Raw genomic sequence first — 21,067 nt, 5'->3', positions numbered from 1 at the left:
TCCAGTTACGCAACAATGGATTTGATGGCTTGAAACAGGCTACGGAAATGTTTGCGAGAAGGCTCTTTGCCTTCGGGTAGCACAGCATTTTGTTCGGCTTCTTTACGAGCCTGACGTATGAGCGTGCGCAATTCTTGAGCCTGTTCTTGCCCGTAAGTGTTCAAGAACTCGGTTAAGGCATTATCATCACGCATAAGCAGGTCGCGTAATGCTTCTAGCTTATGCATAGACCTAGCCTGTTCCTTGGAACCGTTGGTCCAGATGTCCAACTGATGACGTATAGCATCAGCGTCCGCTTGGCGTAAGAGTTTGCCCACGTAAAGAATCTGGCGTCGCTTGCCTTCACGGGCGGTACTGATACGCTGTGCTTCTTTAATGGCAGCGTGCAGTTTTTCGCCTAAGTCTAGCTGGCGTAGCTTGCTATCCGGCAGCGTGATAAGCTCCTTGCCAAGATCCACCAGTTCATGCATTTCGCGTTTGACTTGGGATTTGCTGGGGCCATAGTAGCCGTTTTCATCGGGTTCCAGAGTAGGATCAGACATAATAGAGCAAAGAGTTATTCATTAATTGGCTATCATAACCGCCTGAGCGGAAAGAGTATCAATGACCACATCAACAATTTCCAGTTTGCCCATTGTGGAAAATCAGTCGCACTTCGCCCAATTGGCAGAAGAGGCGTTGAAATACGCGAAGAAACGCGGTGCTTCTGACGCTGCAGTCGAAGTTTCCGAAAGCAAAGGGCTTTCGGTGTCTGTACGCAACAGAGATCTGGAAACCGTAGAGCAGACTAGGGATCGTGGCTTGACCATCACAGTCTTTGATGGTCAGCGACGTGGCTCCGCCTCTACTTCTGACTTTGCCGCTAAGGCCATTGAAGAGACCGTAGAGGCAGCGTGGCATATTGCACGTCATACAGCCACAGACGAATCGGCGGGTTTGCCCGAGAAAAAACTGTTGGCGCATGAATACCCCGATTTGCAGTTGTATGTGCCATGGATGGTGGATGCCGAAGAGGCTAGACGCTTGGCATTGCGTGCGGAAATTGCAGCCTTAGAGCGTAGTCCGTTGATTACGAATAGTGAAGGTGCCTCGGTCAGCAGTTCTGAAGGCCACTTTGTATTGGCAAACAGTAAAGGTTTTATGGGTGGCTACCCGTACAGCCGCCATGGGTTGTCGGTGTCCCCTATTGCGGGCAGTGGCGATAACATGCAGCGTGATTACTGGTACACATCGGCACGTTGTGCCAGCCGTTTGGCTAGCCCAGAGTCCGTAGGGCAGTATGCTGCGGACCGTACGATGGCGCGTTTGTCGGCTCGTCCTATTAAAACCGGTCATTACCCTGTGCTGTTTGAAGCGCCTGTGGCTGTGGGTTTGTTGGGTTCGTTGGTGCAAGCGGCAAGCGGTGGTGCACTGTATAGAAAAACCTCGTTTTTGGTGGATGCTCTAGGCAAAGATATTTTTGCCAAGCATTTAAGTGTGATCGAAGACCCCTTCCGCGTGGGAGCGTTTGGTAGCTCGCCGTTTGATAGCGAAGGCGTTACGCCGCAGCGTCGCAAGATCATCAGCAAAGGCGAGCTTAAAGGCTATTTCTTGTCTACCTACACCGCACGTAAGTTGGGTATGACGACTACGGGTAATGCCGGCGGCTCACATAATTTGTCCTTGTTATCTAGCCTGACCCGGCCTGAAGATGACTTCAAAGCGATGTTGCGCAAGTTGGGCACAGGGCTGTTGGTGACAGAGCTTATTGGCCAGGGGATTAACTACGTGACAGGTGACTACTCACGTGGTGCTTTTGGTTATTGGGTGGAAAATGGTGAAATCAAACATGCTGTTGAGGAAATCACCATCGCAGGAAACTTGCAGCAAATGTTTAAAGATATTGTGGCTGTGGGCGCTGACGTATTTGATAAAGGCTCCAAGGCTACAGGCTCGGTATTAATCAGCAAAATGTCTATTGCGGGCAGTTAACGCGTGATGCTCGTCATGTCTGTGCAATAAAGTGCAGCCTAGACGTACAGAGAGTTTTAAGACAGTGTATTATCATCGAATCGGCAGATAAGGACGGCAAGTCATCTGCCTATGCTAAGAACGCCAAGGAGAAAGCAAACATGGAGCGTCGCTCATTTCTGAAGAAAGCGGGTGTAGGGGCCGTAGCAGGGACTACTGCTGCCTTTGCTGCACCAGCCATTGCGCAAAGCAATCCAAAAATTAACTGGAAGATGACTTCCACTTACGGGCCTTCACTGCCAGCACTGTTTGGCACAGCCCAACTGTTCACCAAAATGGTGGAAGAGGCGACAGAAGGCAACTTCCAGATCCGTCTGTACCCCGCTGGTGAAATTGTTCCCGGCTTTGAAGTGATGGATGCTGTGGGTAACGGTACAGTTGAAGCAGGTCAAACTGCCTCCTACTACTTTTACGGTAAAGACCCAGCCTTCAGTTTTGACACCGCTGTGCCATTTGGCCTGAACGCACGTCAAATGGAAGCCTGGATGTACGAAGGCGACGGGATGAAATTGATGCGTGAGCTGTTTGCTACACGTAACATCGTTAACTTCCCGCTGGGTAACACCGGTACGCAAATGGGTGGTTGGTACCGTAAGGAAATCAACTCAGTAGAAGACCTTAAAGGTCTGAAAATGCGTACAGCAGGTTTTGCTGGTGAAGTGTTGGCACGTTTGGGTGTGGTGCCTCAGCAAGTACCTCCAGGTGATATTTACCCATCCTTGGAAAAAGGTACGTTGGACGCCGTAGAATTCGTTGGTCCAGTAGACGACGAGAAACTGGGCTTCCACAAAGTAGCGAAATACTACTACTACCCCGGTTGGTGGGAAGGTTCTGCACAGGTTTCCCTGTACATCAACCAAGATGCGCTGGCTACATTGCCTAAGCATTACCAAGAAATCATTGCGATCTGCGCCCGTGCAGCCAGCGGTAAAATGCTGACTACCTACGACACACAAGGCCCAGGCGCATTGCGTAGATTAATTGCTTCCGGTGCCGTACTGAAAGCATTCCCACGCGATGTAATGGATGCGTCGTTTGAAGCATCCCAAGTGGTGTACAAAGAATTCTGCGACCAAAACGCGGGCTTCAAGAAAATCTACGACAACTACATGGCATTCCGCGACGAGCTGGTGCCTTGGTTCCGCGTAGCTGAAGGCGCCTACGATAACTACTTGGGTATGGCTCTGGCAAATCGCCGCCGCTCCTAATTAGCGTTGCGCTGATACGGCAAAAAGCCCCTTAAGTCTATGCTTTTGGGGCTTTTTTGTGCTAATATCTTCTGCTTTGGCTTATCTGCTTTTGGCACGGGCGAATAATAACGTCTTGGCTAGGGTGGAAAGCAGCACTGTTGCAAAAGTAATTTTGCGACCTTTTTATACTTAGGAACCATCATGAAAACCTTCGTGGCTAAGCCGCTGGAAGTTCGCCGTGAGTGGTTTGTGATCGATGCCAAGGACAAAGTCCTGGGTCGTGTGGCCAGCGAAGTCGCACGTCGCCTACGTGGCAAACACAAACCTGAATACACTCCTCACGTTGATACCGGTGATTACATCATCATCATCAACGCAGCTGATATCCGTGTAACGGGTAACAAAGCTCAGGACAAAAAATACTACCGTCACTCCGGTTACGTGGGCGGTATTAGCGAAACTAATTTCGAAACCATGCAAGAGCGTTTCCCCGGTCGTGCTATGGAGAAAGCGGTTAAAGGCATGCTGCCAAAAGGTCCTCTGGGTTACGCCATGGCCAAAAAACTGAAGGTATATGCTGGTGCAGAGCACCCACATACTGCTCAGCAACCTAAACCGCTGGAAATCTAAGGACAGATCATGATCGGTAATTGGAACTACGGTACAGGCCGCCGCAAATCTTCGGTAGCTCGCGTATTCATCAAAAAAGGCTCCGGCGCTATTGTGGTCAATGGCAAACCTGTAGACGAGTACTTTGCTCGTGAAACAGGTCGCATGATCGTTCGTCAACCTTTGGTACTGACAAACCACCTGGAAAGCTTTGACATCAAAGTGAACGTACACGGTGGCGGTAACAGCGGCCAAGCTGGTGCAGTGCGCCACGGTCTGACACGTGCATTGATCAATTTCGACGAAACGTTGAAAACAACTCTGAAACAAGCTGGCTTGGTAACACGTGATGCACGTGAAGTTGAGCGTAAGAAAGTTGGTTTCCACAAAGCACGTCGTCGTAAACAGTTCAGCAAACGCTAATCCTGTTTATGGCTTGGGCATGGCTTGCTATGCCCTCCTCAACAAAACCCCGGTTATGCCGGGGTTTTGTTGTATGGCAACAGCGTAGGGCTCTTTGGGCGCGCTTTGCCTCATTAGGCTTCAATTTACTGCATAATAGTTTATTGTCTTTTACGCATTTTTCAGGGTTAGTGATATGGCTGCATCCGATACGGCGACACGTATTAAAGTAGGGATTGTTGGGGCAACAGGTTACACAGGGGTTGAACTGCTGCGATTGCTCGCGCTGCACCCTAACGCAGAAGTTGTTGCGGTAACGTCGCGCCAAGAAGATGGCATGCCTGTAGCTGACATGTTCCCTAACTTGCGTGGTCATATTGATGCAGTGTTTCAAACCCCAGACGCTGCTCAACTAGAAAAATGCGATGTGGTGTTCTTTGCGACTCCGCATGGCGTGGCGATGAAAGAAGCGCGTAAGTTGCTAGAGCACGGTGTGAAAGTCATCGACTTGGCAGCAGACTTCCGTATTCAAGATACAGACGTATTTCAGCAGTGGTACAAAATGCCGCACGAGTGCCCAGATCTGTTGAAAGATCAGTCGGTGTACGGCTTGGTAGAGTTGAACCGCGAGAAAATTCGTTCGGCAAACATTGTGGGTAACCCCGGTTGCTACCCCGTGACAGTGTTGACGGGTTTGTTGCCAGTGTTGGAAGGCGGCAAAAAACTGGTGGATACCTCGCGCATTATTGCCGACTGTAAATCGGGTGTGTCGGGTGCGGGCCGTACAGCGTCCCAGGCAAATCTGTTCTCTGAGGCTAGTGATAACTTCAAGGCTTACGGTGTGGCGGGCCACAGACATCACCCAGAAATTTCCGAGCATCTGAAAACCATTCATGGTTCCGAGGTGGGTTTAACCTTTGTACCGCATTTGGTGCCGATGATTCGCGGTATGTTCTCGACAATTTATGCGCGTATTTTGCCAGAAGCGCTGGATACTGATTTCCAAAAATTGTACGAAGGGCGTTATGCCAACGAGCGTTTTATTGATGTGTTGCCAGCAGGTCGTTTGCCTGAAACGCGTACAGTAAAAGCCTCGAATAACGTACGTATCGCTGTGCAGCGTCCTGGTAACGGTGACCAGTTGATCATTTTGGTGGTGCAGGACAACCTTGTGAAAGGTGCGGCAGGTCAAGCGGTGCAAAACATGAACGTCATGTTTGATTTGCCAGAGTCTACAGGTTTGGAGCTGGTTGCGATTCTGCCTTGATGTTGCAAAGAGGTAGGGAACTAGTTCAATGAAAAGCGGTCTGTAAAGTATGCAAGAATCAGTTCCTCCCTCCGCACACACGGGCCATCACGGTAGCTTCGGTCGTATTCTTTCTTGGTGTTTTGCGCTCTTGTTGGGTGTGGCCGCTGGGATGGCAATCGACGACTGGATACTGCCAGAGCCTTCTACACAACAAGATTATGCGCCACAGGTTGCTATGCAACAATTGCAGCAGCAGTTGCTACAAGAGCAGCAGGTGGCCGATACCCTACGCGGCCAATTGCAAGTAGAGCAAGGCGCGATCAAAGGGTTAGAAGATGAGCTGCAAAAGATGCAGCAAGAAAAAAGTCGATTAGGTGAGCAGTTGGCTTTTTATGAAACCTTATTGCCACCAGGGCCGCAGGGTACGATTAGTATCCGGGCATTTGATGTGGAAATGGTGGGGCCTTTGCTGCGTTATAAGGTATTGTTGCAACGTAGCATGGTGAATGGGAAGCCTTTTGATGGGGCTATCTATTTCACAGCAGAAGGGCAGCAAGACGGCAAGCCCGCCACCATCACACTTGAAGAAGCGACCGCAGAATTACCAGAAGGCCAAGAGCCTGAGTCCACGCATGGCGTACCAACGGCTGGTAAAACTCAATTCCCCTTGAGCTTTGAACAGTTCAACCGAGATCAAGGTTGGTTAGTGGTACCCGATGGCTTTGAAATTCGGTCATTAACCATGAGTGTGTTGGAAGGCAAAACAGTGCGGGCATCCCGTAAAGTGGAGCTGAATACCACAGAGGCGACAAGCGGATCGTAAAAGCTTAAAATAAATGACAAAGGTCATTGCTGGAGTATTGTATGAGTACCCTTACCGAAACTATTGATTTGCAGGCGCCTCCTGCTCCATTGCTGTTTAGTGATTCAGCAGTAGAGAAAGTACGTGAACTGTTGTTGGAAGAAGGTAACCCCGATTTGAAACTGCGCGTATTCGTGCAAGGCGGTGGTTGTTCTGGTTTTCAGTACGGCTTTACGTTTGACGATGTAGTGAACGACGATGACACTACTATCGATAAAAGCGGCGTGCAATTGCTGATCGATCCCATGAGCTTCCAATATCTGGTTGGGGCCGAAATTGATTACAAAGACGATATTGACGGTGCGCAATTCGTCATTCGTAACCCAAATGCCTCCACCACCTGTGGTTGCGGGTCTTCTTTCTCGGTATAAGCAATAGGCGCAAAACCCACTACCTCGCCATCTAGGCAGGGTAGTAGGCGCCAAGCATTACTGAATGACGTGCCCCGGTTACCGCCGGGGCATTTGCTTTAATGCCGTGTACATGAGCATGGGCAAGCCATGCAAAAGCCAAGGCTTCTACATGCTGTGGGTGCAGGCCCAGCGCATCTGTGCTACGTACTGTGATGCTGCTTAAGTGAGCGATGCGTTGCAATAGGGCGCTATTGAATGCGCCACCACCACATACCAAGATTTCTGTTGTGCCAGCAGCGTAACGCTGTATGGCTTCACTGACGCTGCGCGCGGTCAATTCTAATAACGTGGCTTGTACATCGGCAGGAGAAGCGTGTTGTGCGTGGTGCTGCACTTGGTGTTCTAACCACTGTGCGTTGAATAAGTCCCGGCCGGTGGATTTGGGTGGTGCAAGTTGCAACCACGGTTCTGCCAGCATGGCGTCTAGTAATGCGGGGATGACAGTGCCGCTGTTAGCCCATGCGCCAGCAGCATCGTAAGGCAGGCCTTGGTGCTTGCCTATCCAGTAGTCCATTAGCATGCTGGCGGGGCCTGTGTCAAAGCCGCGTAGTGCTTCGGATGGGTGCAAGATGCTAATGTTCGCGATGCCGCCTAAGTTTAAGATCACGCGGGGGTGATTGCAGGCGAATAGTCCTTGGTGCACGCTGGGCACCAACGGTGCGCCTTGGCCGCCAGCCGCAATGTCACGGCTACGAAAATCAGCAATCACTGCAATATTGGTTAGCTCAGCCAGTAGGGCTGGGGCATTCAGCTGTATGGTGAAACCTAATTCGGGACGATGACGTACCGTTTGGCCGTGTGCGCCAATTGCGCGTATGGCGTTCGCTGATAATTGCTGTTGTTGTAGCAATTGATGGCAGACGTCGGCGTAGCAGTGGGTAAGAGCAATAGCCGCGAGATTGGCGCGTTCTAGCTCGTTCTCACCGGGATGGTTAAGGTCCAGTAGTTGCTGGCGCAGTGCAGCAGGAAGCTCGCACGACGCGGCATCCACAATCTGGGGTAAGTGTTGACCATCAAAGCGGGCAAGTACAGCATCCACGCCATCAGTGCTGGTGCCAGACATTAAGCCTATATACAGTTCGTTTTGTGACATGGTCATAAAAAAACGGCACCGTCTCGCGGTGCCGTTGAAGTAAGAATGTTAGTTGCTGTTAGCGGCTAGTAGTTCTTGGCGGCTTTGCAGTAGTGCCAATTGTGTTTTGTATTGGTCTACTTGTGTCTGGAAGGCTTGCAGTCGTGCTGGTTCCAGTTTACGCGCTACAGGCAAATCCATCGCCAGAGGATCTACGGGGCTACCATTTACACGGAACTCGTAGTGCAGGTGCGGGCCAGTAGACCAACCTGTGGAGCCTACGTAGCCAATTAACTGGCCTTGTTCTACGCGATCACCTTTGCGCAGTCCAGAGGCAAAGCGGCTTTGGTGGGCATAAAGCGTACTGTAGTTGCTATGGTGTTTCAGTATAATTACGTTACCGTAGCCATTTTGCACGCCTACAAACTCTACAACGCCATCAGCAGTCGCGTGAATGGGCGTGCCGGTAGGTGCGGCGTAGTCTACGCCTTTGTGTCCACGCCATTTACCACTGATAGGGTGGCGACGGCCACCAAAGGTAGAGCTAATACGGGTGAACTTCAGTGCGGTACGCAAGAAAGCGCCTTGTAGGCTTTGGCCGTCAGCGTCGTAGTAGCTGCCGCCATCGCTGGAGCCAGATTCGCTAAACCATAGGGCTTCGTGTGTTTTGCCTTGGTTTTCAAATTCCAACGCCAAAATGCGACCAGCGCCAACTTGCTGACCGTTTTGGTTGTAGGTTTCGTAAATGACGCGTAGTTTGTCGCCGCTGCGTAAATCTTTAATGAAGTCTACTTTACTGCCCAAAATTTCAGGGATCTGCAACGCGATACTGTCAGGAATGCCAGCAGTATCGGTGGCGCCAAATAGCGAGGTGCGAACTTCGGCTTCGGCGATTTGGATGTTGGGGGTAGCAATGGAGACTTCTTCGCTAGCGGTAAAGCCACCGGCCTCATCGGGGCGCACTTCTAGCCAGCGTGATGCAGGTTTACCGTTTTCGGTGCTGGAAGGGGTGTGGAAATAGCTTAGCGATTGCAGTTGATTGTTTTCGTCCAAGGCGGCGCGTACGGTGCGGCCGGGGTACAGCTTGTAGATTGAGCGCGCATCTTTGTTGTGCGTTAGAAACTGTTGCAGGCCTTCTTCACGAATACTCAGACGCTGCAATATAGATGCTAGCGTGTCACCACGACGTATGCGGGTTTCTTGAATAAAGGGGTCAGAAAAACTGCTGTCTAGTGACTCAACCGAAAAGGGCAAATCCAGTGTAGTACGTGCTTGATACACCAGCGGTTTGCTGTCGTCGTTGGATGACGGGTTCACAGCAATAGCGGCGGCGCCTGCGAACATGCCAAGGGCAAGTACTAACAGGCCTTTTTGTATCAGGCGAGCGGGTCTGGTTATGCGTGTGCTGCGGACAGTGGCGGTGGTGGTTCCGTTGATCTCTTTTTCTAGCATTGAAGCAAAACCTAGCGGTTGGCATTGCAGAAAATATGTCCTGTCGCAGGGCATATGGCCTAGCAATGCAAGTAACGTAGCAGGGAGCCAGAACGTTAAATTATTCTTCGTAGCGAAGCTGATTAGCGTTCTGTTAAGATATGGGGGTTTATACTGATCACTCGTGATGATCTGATAAACACTAGTATCCTAGCGCATTTGACTCAATTTATCGAGTATTTTCGAGAAAAAATTAGGCAGATTATGTCCTCCCCCGACTTTACCATTACTCCAGAAGTGCAAGCCGCACTTGATATTGCCAAACGTGGCTGTGACGAACTTATCGTAGAAACTGAATTTGCCAAGAAATTGGCTCGCAGCCAGGCTTCTGGTCAGCCTCTACGTATCAAGCTGGGTCTTGATCCTACCGCGCCTGATATCCATTTGGGCCACACGGTAGTGCTGAACAAAATGCGTCAGCTGCAAGACTTAGGTCATACTGTCATTTTCTTAATTGGCGATTTCACTTCCACTATTGGTGACCCTAGCGGTCGCAACACTACTCGTCCGCCACTGACCCCAGAGCAGGTCAAGTCAAATGCGCAGACTTATTATGATCAGGCCAAACTGATCTTGGACGAGAGCCGCATGGAAGTGCGATATAACTCGGAGTGGTGCGACCAGTTGGGTTCGCGTGGCATGATTCAATTGGCCTCGCGTTATACCGTGGCTCGCATGATGGAGCGTGATGATTTCACTAAACGCTTCCAGTCACACACACCTATTTCGGTGCATGAGTTCTTGTATCCATTGCTACAAGGCTATGACTCCGTGATGTTGAAAGCTGATCTAGAGCTGGGGGGGACGGATCAGAAATTTAACTTGCTAGTAGGTCGTGAGCTGCAAAAAGAATATGGACAAGAGCAGCAATGTATTTTGACTATGCCGTTGCTGGTGGGCTTGGATGGCGTTGAAAAAATGTCCAAATCCAAAGGTAATTACATTGGTATTACCGAAAACGCGGATTCCATGTTCGGCAAGATCATGTCCGTGTCGGATACCTTAATGTGGATGTACTACGAGCTGCTGTCCTTCAAGAGCATGGCTGATATCAATGCGTTGAAAGCCAGCGTTGAACAAGGTGCGAACCCACGAGACATTAAAGTGGCGTTGGCACAAGAAATTATTACGCGTTTCCATTCAGCTCAGGCTGCTGAGGATGCGCTGCGTGATTTCGAGGCACGTTTCCGACATGGTGAAATCCCCGAGAACATGCCAGAAGTTAGCGTAAATGGTGCACCAATTGGTATAGTAAAACTATTGCGCGAAGCAGGACTGGTTCCATCAAATAGCGAAGCCAATCGTAGTATCGAACAAGGTGGCGTACGCATTGATGGCGTTAAGGTTGAAGATAAGGCCTTAGAGCTTGTTGCCGGTACATACGTGCTGCAAGTGGGTAAACGACGTTTTGCCCGAGTAAGTGTCTCTTGACTGTGTGTGAGGGCGGATTATGAAGTTACGTAGTGACTCTTTTACTGATCAGGCTGTGATTCCAGAGCGTTTGGCTTTTGGCCGCGCTGATGCCACGACCAAAGTGGCATTGGCAGGTAATGCCAACCCGCATCTGGCCTGGGAGGATGTTCCCGAGGGAACCCGCTCTTTCCTTATTCTGTGTGTAGACCCTGATGTGCCTGCTGTGTTGGATGATGTGAATCAGCCGGGCAAAGAGGTAGCCGCCGATACGCCGCGTACGGATTTCTATCATTGGGTATTGGTGGATATTCCTGCTGATAGTCGCGATGTGGCAGAAGGTGCTTATTCGGATCGTGTGACCCCAAGGGGTAAGGCAGGTCCTTTGGCGCCGGGCGGTACACGCCAAGGGTTGAATGACTACAGTAAATTCTTTGCTCATGATCGTGACATGAGCGGGGATTACTTTGGTTATGATGGCCCATGCCCGCCCTGGAATGACGCGTTGCCACACCGTTATATTTTTACGGTGTACGCCCTAGATATAGAAGAACTGCCGCTAGAAGGTAAGTTTGGTGGGGCTGAGGCTAAAGTGGCGATGCAGGGCCATATTTTGGCGCAGGCCAGCTTGACAGGTACCTACACGCTGAATGCAAAGCTGCTATAAGCATTTTGGCTTCAGTAGGTTGAGAAAAATTCACCTAAAAGGTGGGACTCGTTCAAGCAACTGTCTTTTTTTGGAAGAAGCGTTGCGGTTTGAGTGCCACCTTTCTCTTATTTCAGCCCTAGGCAACGCTTAGGCGCTAAAATGACGGATTCATTTCAGTTTCCTTATTTTTTAGGATCTCTCATGTTTGATCGTTCACGTACGCTGGATATTGTAGACCCCGCTCTTTGGGACGCAATCCAGAAAGAAGACACCCGCCAAGAACAGCATATTGAGCTGATTGCTTCGGAAAACTACGCTAGCCCAGCAGTCATGCAGGCTCAGGGTACCCAACTGACTAACAAGTATGCAGAAGGCTACCCAGGTCGTCGTTATTATGGCGGTTGTGAGTACGTGGACGTAGTCGAGCGCTTGGCGATTGATCGTTTGAAAGAACTGTTTGGTGCTGAAGCAGCTAACGTGCAGCCTAACTCCGGTTCTCAAGCTAACCAAGGCGTGTACATGGCTGTGCTGAAACCCGGCGACACCGTTTTGGGTATGAGCTTGGCTGAAGGCGGTCACCTGACACACGGTTCCCCTGTTAATGCTTCGGGCAAACTGTACAACTTCATTCCTTACGGTTTGGATGCCAACGAAGAGTTGGATTACGACCAGTTGGAAGCGCTGGCTAAAGAACACAAACCAAAATTGATCGTGGGTGGTGCATCGGCTTACTCCCTGCGTATCGACTTTGAACGCATGGCACGTATTGCACACGAAAACGGTGCATTGTTCATGGTGGATATCGCTCACTACGCCGGTTTGGTGGCTGGTGGTGCATACCCCAACCCAGTTCCTCACGCTGACTTCGTTACTACTACGACGCACAAATCGTTGCGTGGTCCTCGTGGTGGCGTGATCATGATGAAAGCCGAGCACGAAAAAGCGATTAACTCCGCTATTTTCCCAGGCATTCAAGGCGGCCCATTGATGCACGTGATTGCTGCTAAAGCCGTAGCATTCAAAGAAGCATTAGAGCCTAGCTTTAAAGAATACGCAGCACAAGTCGTTAAAAACGCTGACGTGATGGCCAAAACATTGGTTAAACGTGGTTTGCGTATCGTGTCTTCCAGAACAGAAAGCCACGTTATGTTGGTAGACCTGCGTGCTAAAGGCATTAATGGTAAAGATGCTGAACGCGTATTGGGTGAAGCTCACATCACTGTGAACAAAAACGCTATCCCTAACGACCCAGAGTCTCCATTCGTGACCAGCGGTATTCGTCTGGGTGCACCAGCCATGACAACACGTGGTTTCAAAGAAGCTGAAGCTGAGTTGACGGCTAACCTGATTGCAGATGTGTTGGATAATCCGCATGATGCCGCCAACATTGAGGCTGTTCGCCAACGAGTCAATGAACTCACGGCGCGTTTCCCAGTGTATAGTGCTAAGTAATATTACTAGCGGCCCTTCGGGGCCTTTTTAGACGATGAAATGTCCGTTTTGTGGAAATGGTGATACCCAAGTCGTAGACTCCCGGGTATCAGAAGAAGGCGATTCTATTCGACGCCGTCGCCGTTGTGCGGCCTGCGATCGCCGATTTACCACATACGAGCGCATGGAGTTGTTGATGCCTGCGGTGGTCAAGCGAGATGGCAGCCGTATGGAATTTGATGACAAACGCTTGCGTGCCAGCTTAGATCTGGCGTTGCGCAAGCGTTCTGTCGCCAGTGCTGATGTAGATGCCGCAGTGCGTCGAATTATCGAGCGCTTAATGGTCAGTGGTGAACGAGAGATATCCACTGAGCACATTGGTGATCTGGCCATGGACGAGCTTAAGCAACTAGACCAAGTGGGCTATGTGCGCTTTGCTTCCGTCTACAAAAGTTTTAATGATATTCATGAGTTCATGCGTACCATCCAAGAAATGCAGGATGGCCCGGTGAACCATACCCCTGACTAACGAGACCGCGGTGAGTAGCGTGAGTGATGTGAAATGGATGCAGCTAGCCCTAGCGCAAGCGCAGTCTGTCATGCACCTAACCTCGCCTAATCCACGCGTGGGTTGCGTGATCGTACAAGGCGATCAGGCTGTTGCAATGGGGGCCACCCAGCAAGCTGGTGGGCCACATGCCGAAGTGATGGCGTTGGCTGCAGCACGTGCGAATAATGTAGATATCTCCACCTGCACGGTCTATGTCACGCTAGAGCCTTGCAGCCATTACGGCCGTACGCCACCGTGCGTACAAGCGCTGATTCAAGCTAGGCCGGCGCGGGTGGTTGTGGCATTGCTAGACCCCAATCCATTGGTGGCCGGGCGAGGCATACGTGCCTTGCAAGAGGCCGGCATTCCAGTGCAAACAGGGGTGTGCGCCGATGGCGCCTTAGAGCAAAACCCAGGGTTTGTCTCCCGTATGCTGCGCGAGCAGGCGTGGATATGGTTGAAGCTAGCGGGGTCGCTGGATGGCCGTAGCGCGCTATTGAATGGTCACTCTCAATGGATTACGGGACCTGAAGCTAGACAAGATGGCCACATCTGGCGTGCTAGATCGTGCGTAGTCCTAACCGGCATAGGTACAGTGTTGGCCGACAACCCGCTGTTGAATGTGCGTGGGATAGATACACCACGCCAACCTATACGAGCTGTGGTGGATACACACTTACGATTGCCAGTAGATGCTGCGTTGCTAAACGGCGATCCAGTATGGGTGTTCACAAGTACGCATAACCCCGTTAAAGCACAATTGCTTAGCGAAAAAAATGTCACCGTGATCCAGGTTGGGCGGGATGTAAACGGTCATGCCGATTTGACAGACGTGCTTGCCTACATAGATCAGCAGGACATTAATGAAGTGCATGTAGAAGCGGGTGGGCTCTTTAGTGGGGCGATGCTGCAAACGGGTAGGGTAGATCAAATCATCAGCTATGTTGCCCCTACATTGTTGGGACCGGGGCAGCCTTTAGTGGTATTGCCCGAGCTACAGCAGTTGGATGCCGCACGTCGCTTTGAGTTTCACGATGCATTGCGCGTGGGCAAAGATGTGCGTTTATTGCTACGCGACGCCCAACGTTGGGTGTCTTTACAGGAAGGTTTGCTTTTTTAGTAATCTTAGCTATAATAGCAGGCTTGGCAGTAACAGATAGGACAGGTGGCCGAGTGGTTGAAGGCGCACGCCTGGAAAGCGTGTATACGTTTATAGCGTATCGGGGGTTCGAATCCCCCCCTGTCCGCCAGAATTTTAAAAAGCCCTTGAGAAATCAAGGGCTTTTTTGCGTTTGGGCTTCGGGTTGCTGATGGAGAGCCATTTTTATTGTTGAATAAATTTCAATAGTGTTTATTAGATACTAGGCTTAATCGGCAAATATTAACTTGAGACAATGTCATCCATTGAAATACACACTGGATTGAAATCATGCCTCTTGCTTTGTTTGCCCTCGCCATTGGTGCGTTTGCCATCGGCACCACTGAATTTACCCCTATGGGTTTACTGCCTGTGATTGCTGATGGTGTGCAGGTCGGTATACCGACTGCTGGCATGCTGGTTTCGGCCTACGCTATTGGGGTGATGGTGGGGGCTCCTGTGATGACCTTGCTATTTAGTCGCTTTGGTAAACGTGGGGCGTTAATGGCATTGATGGTGCTGTTCACCATAGGGAACCTGTTATCCGCTTTTGCCCCTACCTACACAACCCTATTGCTTTCACGTTTAATCACCAGTTTGAATCACGGTGCTTTCTTCGGCATTGGTGCTGTAGTGGCGGCTAGTGTGGTGCCTAAAGATAAACAGGCGAGTGCTATTGCCATGATGTTTATGGGCCTAACGATCGCGAATGTGGGTGGCGTACCGGCTGCAACGTGGATTGGTCAGCAGGTAGGTTGGCGTGTGGCTTTTGGTGGTACGGCAATGTTGGGTTTGATTACTATTGCTGCGTTATGGGTGGCTTTGCCTAAAGGAGAGCCAGGTCAGCGCCCGGATGTGCGTCGTGAACTGAAGGTACTGAGCCGTCCCGAGGTGTTATTAGCCATGGGAACAACGGTGCTGGGGGCTGGGGCGATGTTCACGCTGTATACCTATATAGCGCCTGTTCTGGCTGATATTACCCATGCTGGTCCAAGTTTTGTGGCCTTTGCGTTGGTGTTGATTGGTGTGGGTTTCACTTTGGGCAATAGTATTGGCGGTAAGTTGGCGGACTGGTCTCTGGACGGGGCAACCAAACTTATTCTTGGTGCTTTGACTGCCATCATGATGGTGATGCCTTTTATGATGACGACGAAAATTGGTGCGGCTATTAGCTTAGTGGTGTGGGGCGCTGCTGCTTTTGGTATCGTACCGCCCGTGCAGATGCGGGTGATGCAGGCAGCAGCACAAGCACCGGGCCTTGCGTCGTCAGTGAATGTGGGTGCCTTCAATCTAGGTAATGCAGTAGGTGCTGCATTGGGTAGTGTGGTGATAGGGCAAGGGTTGGGGTATGTGGCGGTGCCACTGGCTGGTGCGGTGTTGGCTGCGGGTGGTCTAGGCTTGGTGTGGCTGGGCGGTGCTCGTCGTCGCGCTATACAGGGTGCCTAAGAATGCAGGGCTGTACCTACTTAACAGCCATAGCCTGTGGCTATAGTGTCAGTAAAAATAATTTACTGCAAATAAGATTTATTCTCATTAAAATGGAGTTCTAGTCTTAGGAGCAGAATGATGCAATTAATCGCCTTTAAAGCCAGCCAAATATGCCTTCACATGAGTGTGGCCTTTGCCGTGACGTATGCGTTCACAGGCTCACTGGCGGTGGGGGGCATCGCTGCCGTGGTAGAACCTATTTGTAATGTGACCCTGATGCCGTTGCACGATAAGTTGTGGGAACGAGTACGTCAGCGTCGCCAACAAGCGCACGTCACAGTGGACACCCATGCGCCAGTAGCCGTTGTATCCACAGCAGCATAACTTTATCAATGCAATCAGTAAGGTCTGCTGTGTTTACCTACGACCTTACTGACTGATGTGATGGGGGGCACTACGCTCTTTTAAGCTGGCTTTTAGCCAGCGACAAAAGTGGCGTGCGGTGTCTAAGTGCTGGGTTTGATGATTAATGTAGGCAGAGTAACAAGCGCCGGTGGAATGGATATCCACAGGGGCAACACGCAAACTGTTATTTTCTAATGCCTCCAGTACCAAGACCTTAGGCACCACCAGAAGGCCTAAGCCAGCGATGGCTGCTGATATCGCAAAAAACAAATGATCATAGGTGGCGCATACCTGTAGCTGATCAGGGCTGACACCGTAGGTGAGTGACCAATGAGTGAGTACATCGGGGCGAGATCTGGATGTCACTAAAGGCCATTGTGCAGGTGGTAGGTGCTGCACGCGATGAATCAACTCTTGCTGCCCAACACAAATCAAATCTTCCTGCAGTAACTCCCAATGCTCGCAACCCTCTAAGTGCAGGTCTCGGCTAATCAGCACGTCATAGTTGTCTTGCATGCAGGGTGCAGAGAGCGAGGTGATTAAATCTATTTGCACACCGGTTTGCTGGGTGTACGAACCTAGCATAGGCACGATGACGGTCATTGCCAAGCTGGGGGTAGAGGTGCGTACTTGCAGACGATTGTGATGCTGATTTTTTTGCGCCAGTTGTTGAGCCGTAAGCTCAATGGTCATCATGGCATCTTTGATGTTGTCATGTAATTGTTGCCCGATGATGGAAGGGCGTATACGAGGGCCTTGCCGTAAAAATAAAGGGGCTTTGAACACTTGTTCTAAGTGGGCAATGTGCCTGCTCACAGCACTTTGTGTAATACCCAATGCATGGGCTGCTTTGGTGAAGCTGCCGTATTGGTTAACAACCACAAAAACGCGCAATGCTGTGAGCGGTAGATCCTTCATCATGACTAAAACTCATCCTTGATAGCGCTGTGCGCATAGTTGGGGTGGGATGTAACTTCCTAGTCATATAGCCTATATAGCATGTATGAAAATCTCGTTTCAATTGCGAAAAAGGTAGCTTTTCATGCAAAAACTCACACATAAACTATCAGTTTTACTCATGGTAATGGCAGGTGCATTTGGCTCTGCTCAGGCTGGTGAGGTGGTGCTGTATTCGTCAAATAACGTAGAGGTAGTGAATCGCGTTATTGATGAGTTCACCAAAAAACATCCCGATATTTCAGTCTCAGTCGTACGAGCAGGTAGCGGCGCGTTGATGCAGCGCATTAAGGCAGAGGCACAAAATCCGTTGGGCGATATTTTCTGGTCGGGCGGGTTTTCTACCTTGTCGCAATATGCACCGTATTTTGAGTCTTACCAAACAGCCGAAGCTGGGAAAATTCCTGCCGCATTTCATGGCCCTGAGCAGTTATGGCTAGGCACCAATACGCATGTCAGCGTATTGATGGTGAATGATAAACAGCTCAATGGTTTGAAAGCACCCACGAGTTGGGCAGACTTAGCGCAGCCAGAGTGGAAAAACAAAATTGTTATTCCTGACCCCGAGCGCAGCAGTTCGTCGTATGTGGCGTTGTATGGTTTGAAAGTCTTGATGGGTGAAGAGCTCTACAAAAAAATAGTGCAGAACGCCGTATTTGTCGGCACTACAGCGGGTGCGTACGAGGGTGTGGCCTTGGGTGAGTTTCCGGTTGGTGTCACGATGGAATATGCCGCGTACCAATATGTAGATGGTGGCATGGACGAAATCCAGTTGGTGTATCCAGCCGAAGGCACTTTCTTATCACCTGAAGGCATGGCGCTGATTAAAGACGGTAAGAATACGGATGACGCTAAGAAACTGTATGACTACTTGGCCTCTAAAGATGCACAAACTTTGGTGTTGAGTACCGCCTTCCGTCGTCCATTACGTGACGATATCTCGGTGAACAGCGTAGTGGATTTACCTGATCTGGGCAGCATCAAACAGTTTGAGCTTAGCGACCAACAAATGGGCGCAGAGCGTGAGGCCTTTTTGGCTGAGTGGCGTGCTTTGGTTGCTGCTCGCTAATTTGAGGAAAGTATGGAACTTGTTTTTTCCTCGATTTCGCAGTCTTACGGTCGTCAGCAACTGTTTAATCAGTTGCAGTTGACCATTCCCAGCGGCTCCTTTTTCACCTTGTTGGGGCCGTCTGGGTGCGGCAAAACCACCTTGCTACGCATGTTGGCTGGTTTTGTGCGCCCTGATGCGGGGCAGATCTATTTTGGTGATCAAAACGTCACGCGTATTCCTGCCCACAAACGTAATGTGGGAATGGTGTTTCAAGATTACGCTTTGTTCCCCGACAGGTCGGTGTTGGATAACGTGAGTTATGGCTTAGTGGCGCGGGGCTACAGTAAGGCCGATGCGAAAGCCGCGTCTGTGCAAATGTTGGGTAGAGTGGGCTTAGCAACCTTGTCAGACCGTATGCCGTCCGAGTTATCGGGTGGGCAGCGCCAACGAGTCGCTATGGCACGAGCCTTGGTGATTAAGCCCAGTATTTTGTTGTTAGATGAGCCCCTATCCGCACTGGATGTGAAGCTGCGCGTAGAGCTGCGCGACATGGTGCGTGAGTTGCAAAAAGAGGCTGGTTTAACTACCGTTTTTGTCACCCACGATCAGGAAGAGGCGCTATCTATTTCGGATCATATTGCGGTGATGCGCAGTGGTGAAGTGGTGCAAGTAGGTACACCTAGTGCAATTTATGCACAGCCAGAAACACGCTTTACGGCAGATTTTGTAGGCGGCGCGAACATTATTCCTCTGCAGCAAGAGCTGATTAAAAACGTGGCGGAAATTAGGCGCTTTAGCAGCAGTGCGGGGGTGCTGCACTCTAACCATTCCAGAGCGTGGGAGCCGGGTTTGTGCTTGGCTGTGCGTCCAGAAAAGCTGCGTTTTGTAGAGCGTTCAGAGTCGCAAGAGGCTGTCATTGCAGGGCAGATTCTCACGGTGGAGTTCTTGGGCGCACTCACGCGTTACAAAGTTCGCACTGAATGTGGTGAGCTGTGGTTGAACGCATGGAGTCACACTTATGGTTCCAGTAAAAAAGCCCATGATCAGGTATGGGTGGCCGTGCCTGCTGATGCGGTACTGGTAAGGGGTGAATGATGGCGTCAGCTCTATTAGGCTCTTTGCGTCGTGATCCGGTTTGGTTGGCGTGGGCGCTGTTGAGTTTGCTGGTATTGGGCTATTTTTTATTGTGGCCCATTCTGGGCGTGATGGTAGATGCTTGGCAAGATGAATCGGGCCAATTTTCGTTGACGGGGTTTCAGCGCTTTTGGTCAGAAGCCTCCTACCGTGACGCGTTGGTCAATACACTGATTTTAGGCGTGGCTGTTACCGTAACGAGCGTGCTATTGGGTGGTGCGCTGGCGGTAGTGTTGGCTAGGTTGTCTTTCCCCGTGGCGGCGCTAATTGGTGCGTTGCCATTACTCACCTTGGTGGTGCCTGATGTGGTGGTAGCCGCGTCGTGGATAGTGGTGTTGGGCAAGCAAGGTGTAGTGAACAGTTGGTTAAGCACCTGGGATGTACAACTGCCTTCCTTGTTCTCATGGTGGGGGCTGATCTTTGTGATGACGCTGACCAACTATGTGTATGCGTTTGTGCCCATTTTGGCTGGTTTGAAAAGTATGGACAGGTCGTTAGAAGAGGCGGCCACTAGCCTGGGTAGACCACCGCTTCATGTGCTGCTGACCGTTACGCAACCCTTGATGTTGCCGGCTATTGGTGCAGGCGCACTGATTGTATTCATGCATGTGATTGGTGACTTTGGTGTACCGGCGTTGCTGGGTGCGCATACTCCTGTTTTAGCGGTGAAGACGTACAACGAATTTGTCAGCGAAATGGGGGGCAGTCCTCAAATGCAAAGTACGTTGGCAACCGTGTTGATTATGTTGGGGTTGTTGGTAGTCATCGTGCAAAAAACGGTGGTAGAGCGCCGGCAATATCAAATGGAATCAGGCCGTGCACCGGTGGCTATTCGAATTACAGGTATATCGGCAGCGTTGGCGGTGACTTTTGTCAGTAGCGTGGTGCTGGTGTCATTAGTGCCTGTCATTGTGGTGTGCATTACGGCTTTCACCCAGTCGGTAGGGCCTGTTTTGCGATATGGGTCATGGACATTGAAGCACGTGGAGTACGCATTGATGCGTGCACCAGAGCCTTTGTATAACTCGTTATTTTTAGCCACCATTGCCACCGTAGTGGGGGTGGTGTTCTCGGTGTTAACGGCGTACTTAATCACCAAGCGACCTTCGTGGTTAACCCACTGTTTAGATGCTGTGGTGATGTTGCCGTTGACCATTGCTGGCACGGTGTTGGGTATAGCGTTAATTAATGCGTTTAACAGCGGTTGGTTAGTGCTAACTGGTACATGGATGATTATGGGCTTGGCGTATTTCTTGCGCCGTGTGCCCACCAGCGTACGTGCGGCGATGGGCCCCATGTTCAACCTGAAGTCGTCTATAGAAGAAGCCTCTATTAGCTTGGGTGTATCGCCATTTCGTAGCTTTGTGCGGGTGGTGTTGCCCTTGGTAATGCCTGCGGTATGGGCAGCAGCTGTGCTGATGTGGATCACAACGTTGTCAGAGTTGTCTGCAACCGTGGTTTTGTATTTTGGTGGCATGAACACCATGCCTATTGAGATTTTTCAGTTGGTGGATAGTGGGCGACTGGCCCAAGCTAGTGCATACAGTGTGATCTTGCTGCTAAGCATATTTATCCCCTTATTGTTCGCTCGTTTTGTTTGTAGATTAAAAATATAG

21 protein-coding genes and 1 tRNA gene are annotated in these 21,067 nt (G+C 50.5%); 18 read left to right on the top strand and 4 right to left on the bottom strand.

Features of this window, described 5'->3' with window-relative positions:
• Window positions 1-5 precede the first annotated feature (5 nt).
• Window positions 6-542: a ribosome biogenesis factor YjgA gene (gene yjgA / locus GY634_RS04005; RefSeq protein WP_166407297.1), complete on the bottom strand. Its 537-nt coding sequence runs from the start codon at window positions 540-542 to the stop codon at window positions 6-8.
• A 61-nt stretch (window positions 543-603) separates the two neighbouring features.
• On the opposite strand from yjgA, the gene pmbA reads away from it, so the two are divergent.
• The 7 genes from pmbA to erpA all read left to right on the top strand — a co-directional run bounded on the left by pmbA (window position 604) and on the right by erpA (window position 6,693).
• Window positions 604-1,971 (top strand): metalloprotease PmbA, encoded by a 1,368-nt coding sequence (gene pmbA / locus GY634_RS04000; RefSeq protein ID WP_166407296.1) that lies wholly within the window; start codon window positions 604-606, stop codon window positions 1,969-1,971.
• A 140-nt stretch (window positions 1,972-2,111) separates the two neighbouring features.
• Complete coding sequence (locus GY634_RS03995; RefSeq protein ID WP_166407295.1) at window positions 2,112-3,218, top strand: TRAP transporter substrate-binding protein; 1,107 nt, start codon at window positions 2,112-2,114, stop codon at window positions 3,216-3,218.
• A gap of 183 nt (window positions 3,219-3,401) precedes the next feature.
• Window positions 3,402-3,830, top strand: coding sequence for a 50S ribosomal protein L13 (gene rplM, locus GY634_RS03990; RefSeq protein WP_166407294.1), 429 nt, complete (start codon window positions 3,402-3,404; stop codon window positions 3,828-3,830).
• A gap of 9 nt (window positions 3,831-3,839) precedes the next feature.
• Window positions 3,840-4,232, top strand: a complete 393-nt coding sequence (gene rpsI / locus GY634_RS03985) for a 30S ribosomal protein S9 (protein ID WP_135863725.1) — start codon at window positions 3,840-3,842, stop codon at window positions 4,230-4,232.
• Between the two features lie 175 nt (window positions 4,233-4,407).
• Window positions 4,408-5,478: an N-acetyl-gamma-glutamyl-phosphate reductase gene (argC, locus tag GY634_RS03980; RefSeq protein WP_166407293.1), complete on the top strand. Its 1,071-nt coding sequence runs from the start codon at window positions 4,408-4,410 to the stop codon at window positions 5,476-5,478.
• Window positions 5,479-5,527: 49 nt separating this feature from the next.
• The gene (locus GY634_RS03975; RefSeq protein ID WP_166407292.1) at window positions 5,528-6,283 is read left to right on the top strand and encodes a DUF6776 family protein; all 756 of its coding nucleotides are present in this window, start codon (window positions 5,528-5,530) and stop codon (window positions 6,281-6,283) included.
• Between the two features lie 41 nt (window positions 6,284-6,324).
• A complete protein-coding gene (gene erpA / locus GY634_RS03970; protein WP_166407291.1) occupies window positions 6,325-6,693 on the top strand; it encodes an iron-sulfur cluster insertion protein ErpA in 369 nt (122 codons plus the stop codon).
• 31 nt (window positions 6,694-6,724) lie between these two features.
• On the opposite strand, the gene GY634_RS03965 is transcribed toward erpA, so the two are convergent.
• The gene (locus tag GY634_RS03965) at window positions 6,725-7,834 is read right to left on the bottom strand and encodes an anhydro-N-acetylmuramic acid kinase (protein ID WP_166407290.1); all 1,110 of its coding nucleotides are present in this window, start codon (window positions 7,832-7,834) and stop codon (window positions 6,725-6,727) included.
• Window positions 7,835-7,876: 42 nt separating this feature from the next.
• On the bottom strand, window positions 7,877-9,259 hold the full coding sequence (locus GY634_RS03960; RefSeq protein ID WP_166407289.1) for a M23 family metallopeptidase: 1,383 nt from the start codon (window positions 9,257-9,259) through the stop codon (window positions 7,877-7,879).
• Window positions 9,260-9,502: 243 nt separating this feature from the next.
• Here GY634_RS03960 and tyrS point away from each other — a divergent pair, with 243 nt between their 5' ends.
• The 8 genes from tyrS to GY634_RS03920 all read left to right on the top strand — a co-directional run bounded on the left by tyrS (window position 9,503) and on the right by GY634_RS03920 (window position 16,288).
• Window positions 9,503-10,729 carry a tyrosine--tRNA ligase gene (tyrS, locus tag GY634_RS03955; protein ID WP_166407288.1) on the top strand — a complete coding sequence of 409 codons (1,227 nt, stop codon included), beginning with the start codon at window positions 9,503-9,505 and terminating at the stop codon, window positions 10,727-10,729.
• Between the two features lie 19 nt (window positions 10,730-10,748).
• Entirely contained in the window at window positions 10,749-11,375 is a 627-nt protein-coding gene (locus GY634_RS03950) for a YbhB/YbcL family Raf kinase inhibitor-like protein (protein ID WP_166407287.1), read from the top strand.
• Between the two features lie 183 nt (window positions 11,376-11,558).
• On the top strand, window positions 11,559-12,809 hold the full coding sequence (glyA, locus tag GY634_RS03945) for a serine hydroxymethyltransferase (protein WP_166407286.1): 1,251 nt from the start codon (window positions 11,559-11,561) through the stop codon (window positions 12,807-12,809).
• A 34-nt stretch (window positions 12,810-12,843) separates the two neighbouring features.
• Entirely contained in the window at window positions 12,844-13,317 is a 474-nt protein-coding gene (nrdR, locus tag GY634_RS03940; RefSeq protein WP_166407285.1) for a transcriptional regulator NrdR, read from the top strand.
• A gap of 19 nt (window positions 13,318-13,336) precedes the next feature.
• Complete coding sequence (gene ribD / locus GY634_RS03935; protein ID WP_242683597.1) at window positions 13,337-14,458, top strand: bifunctional diaminohydroxyphosphoribosylaminopyrimidine deaminase/5-amino-6-(5-phosphoribosylamino)uracil reductase RibD; 1,122 nt, start codon at window positions 13,337-13,339, stop codon at window positions 14,456-14,458.
• A gap of 39 nt (window positions 14,459-14,497) precedes the next feature.
• Window positions 14,498-14,588, top strand: a tRNA-Ser gene (locus GY634_RS03930).
• Between the two features lie 179 nt (window positions 14,589-14,767).
• Window positions 14,768-15,922: an MFS transporter gene (locus GY634_RS03925; RefSeq protein ID WP_166407284.1), complete on the top strand. Its 1,155-nt coding sequence runs from the start codon at window positions 14,768-14,770 to the stop codon at window positions 15,920-15,922.
• Between the two features lie 117 nt (window positions 15,923-16,039).
• On the top strand, window positions 16,040-16,288 hold the full coding sequence (locus tag GY634_RS03920) for a DUF2061 domain-containing protein (RefSeq protein ID WP_242683596.1): 249 nt from the start codon (window positions 16,040-16,042) through the stop codon (window positions 16,286-16,288).
• A gap of 45 nt (window positions 16,289-16,333) precedes the next feature.
• Here the strand turns inward: GY634_RS03920 and GY634_RS03915 are convergent, their stop codons facing one another.
• Window positions 16,334-17,230: a LysR family transcriptional regulator gene (locus GY634_RS03915; protein WP_166407283.1), complete on the bottom strand. Its 897-nt coding sequence runs from the start codon at window positions 17,228-17,230 to the stop codon at window positions 16,334-16,336.
• Between the two features lie 121 nt (window positions 17,231-17,351).
• Here GY634_RS03915 and GY634_RS03910 point away from each other — a divergent pair, with 121 nt between their 5' ends.
• Genes GY634_RS03910 through GY634_RS03900 form a run of 3 tightly spaced genes read left to right on the top strand, consistent with a single transcriptional unit; the run spans window position 17,352 to window position 21,067 of the window.
• Window positions 17,352-18,335 carry an ABC transporter substrate-binding protein gene (locus tag GY634_RS03910; RefSeq protein WP_166407282.1) on the top strand — a complete coding sequence of 328 codons (984 nt, stop codon included), beginning with the start codon at window positions 17,352-17,354 and terminating at the stop codon, window positions 18,333-18,335.
• A 12-nt stretch (window positions 18,336-18,347) separates the two neighbouring features.
• Complete coding sequence (locus tag GY634_RS03905; RefSeq protein ID WP_166407281.1) at window positions 18,348-19,412, top strand: ABC transporter ATP-binding protein; 1,065 nt, start codon at window positions 18,348-18,350, stop codon at window positions 19,410-19,412.
• Entirely contained in the window at window positions 19,409-21,067 is a 1,659-nt protein-coding gene (locus GY634_RS03900) for an ABC transporter permease (RefSeq protein WP_242683595.1), read from the top strand. Before GY634_RS03905 ends, GY634_RS03900 begins: the two co-directional genes overlap by 4 nt.

The organism is Paenalcaligenes suwonensis (genome assembly GCF_011290505.1).
Lineage (GTDB): Bacteria > Pseudomonadota > Gammaproteobacteria > Burkholderiales > Burkholderiaceae_B > Paenalcaligenes > Paenalcaligenes suwonensis.
This window is presented reverse-complemented; position numbering and strand designations above follow the sequence as displayed.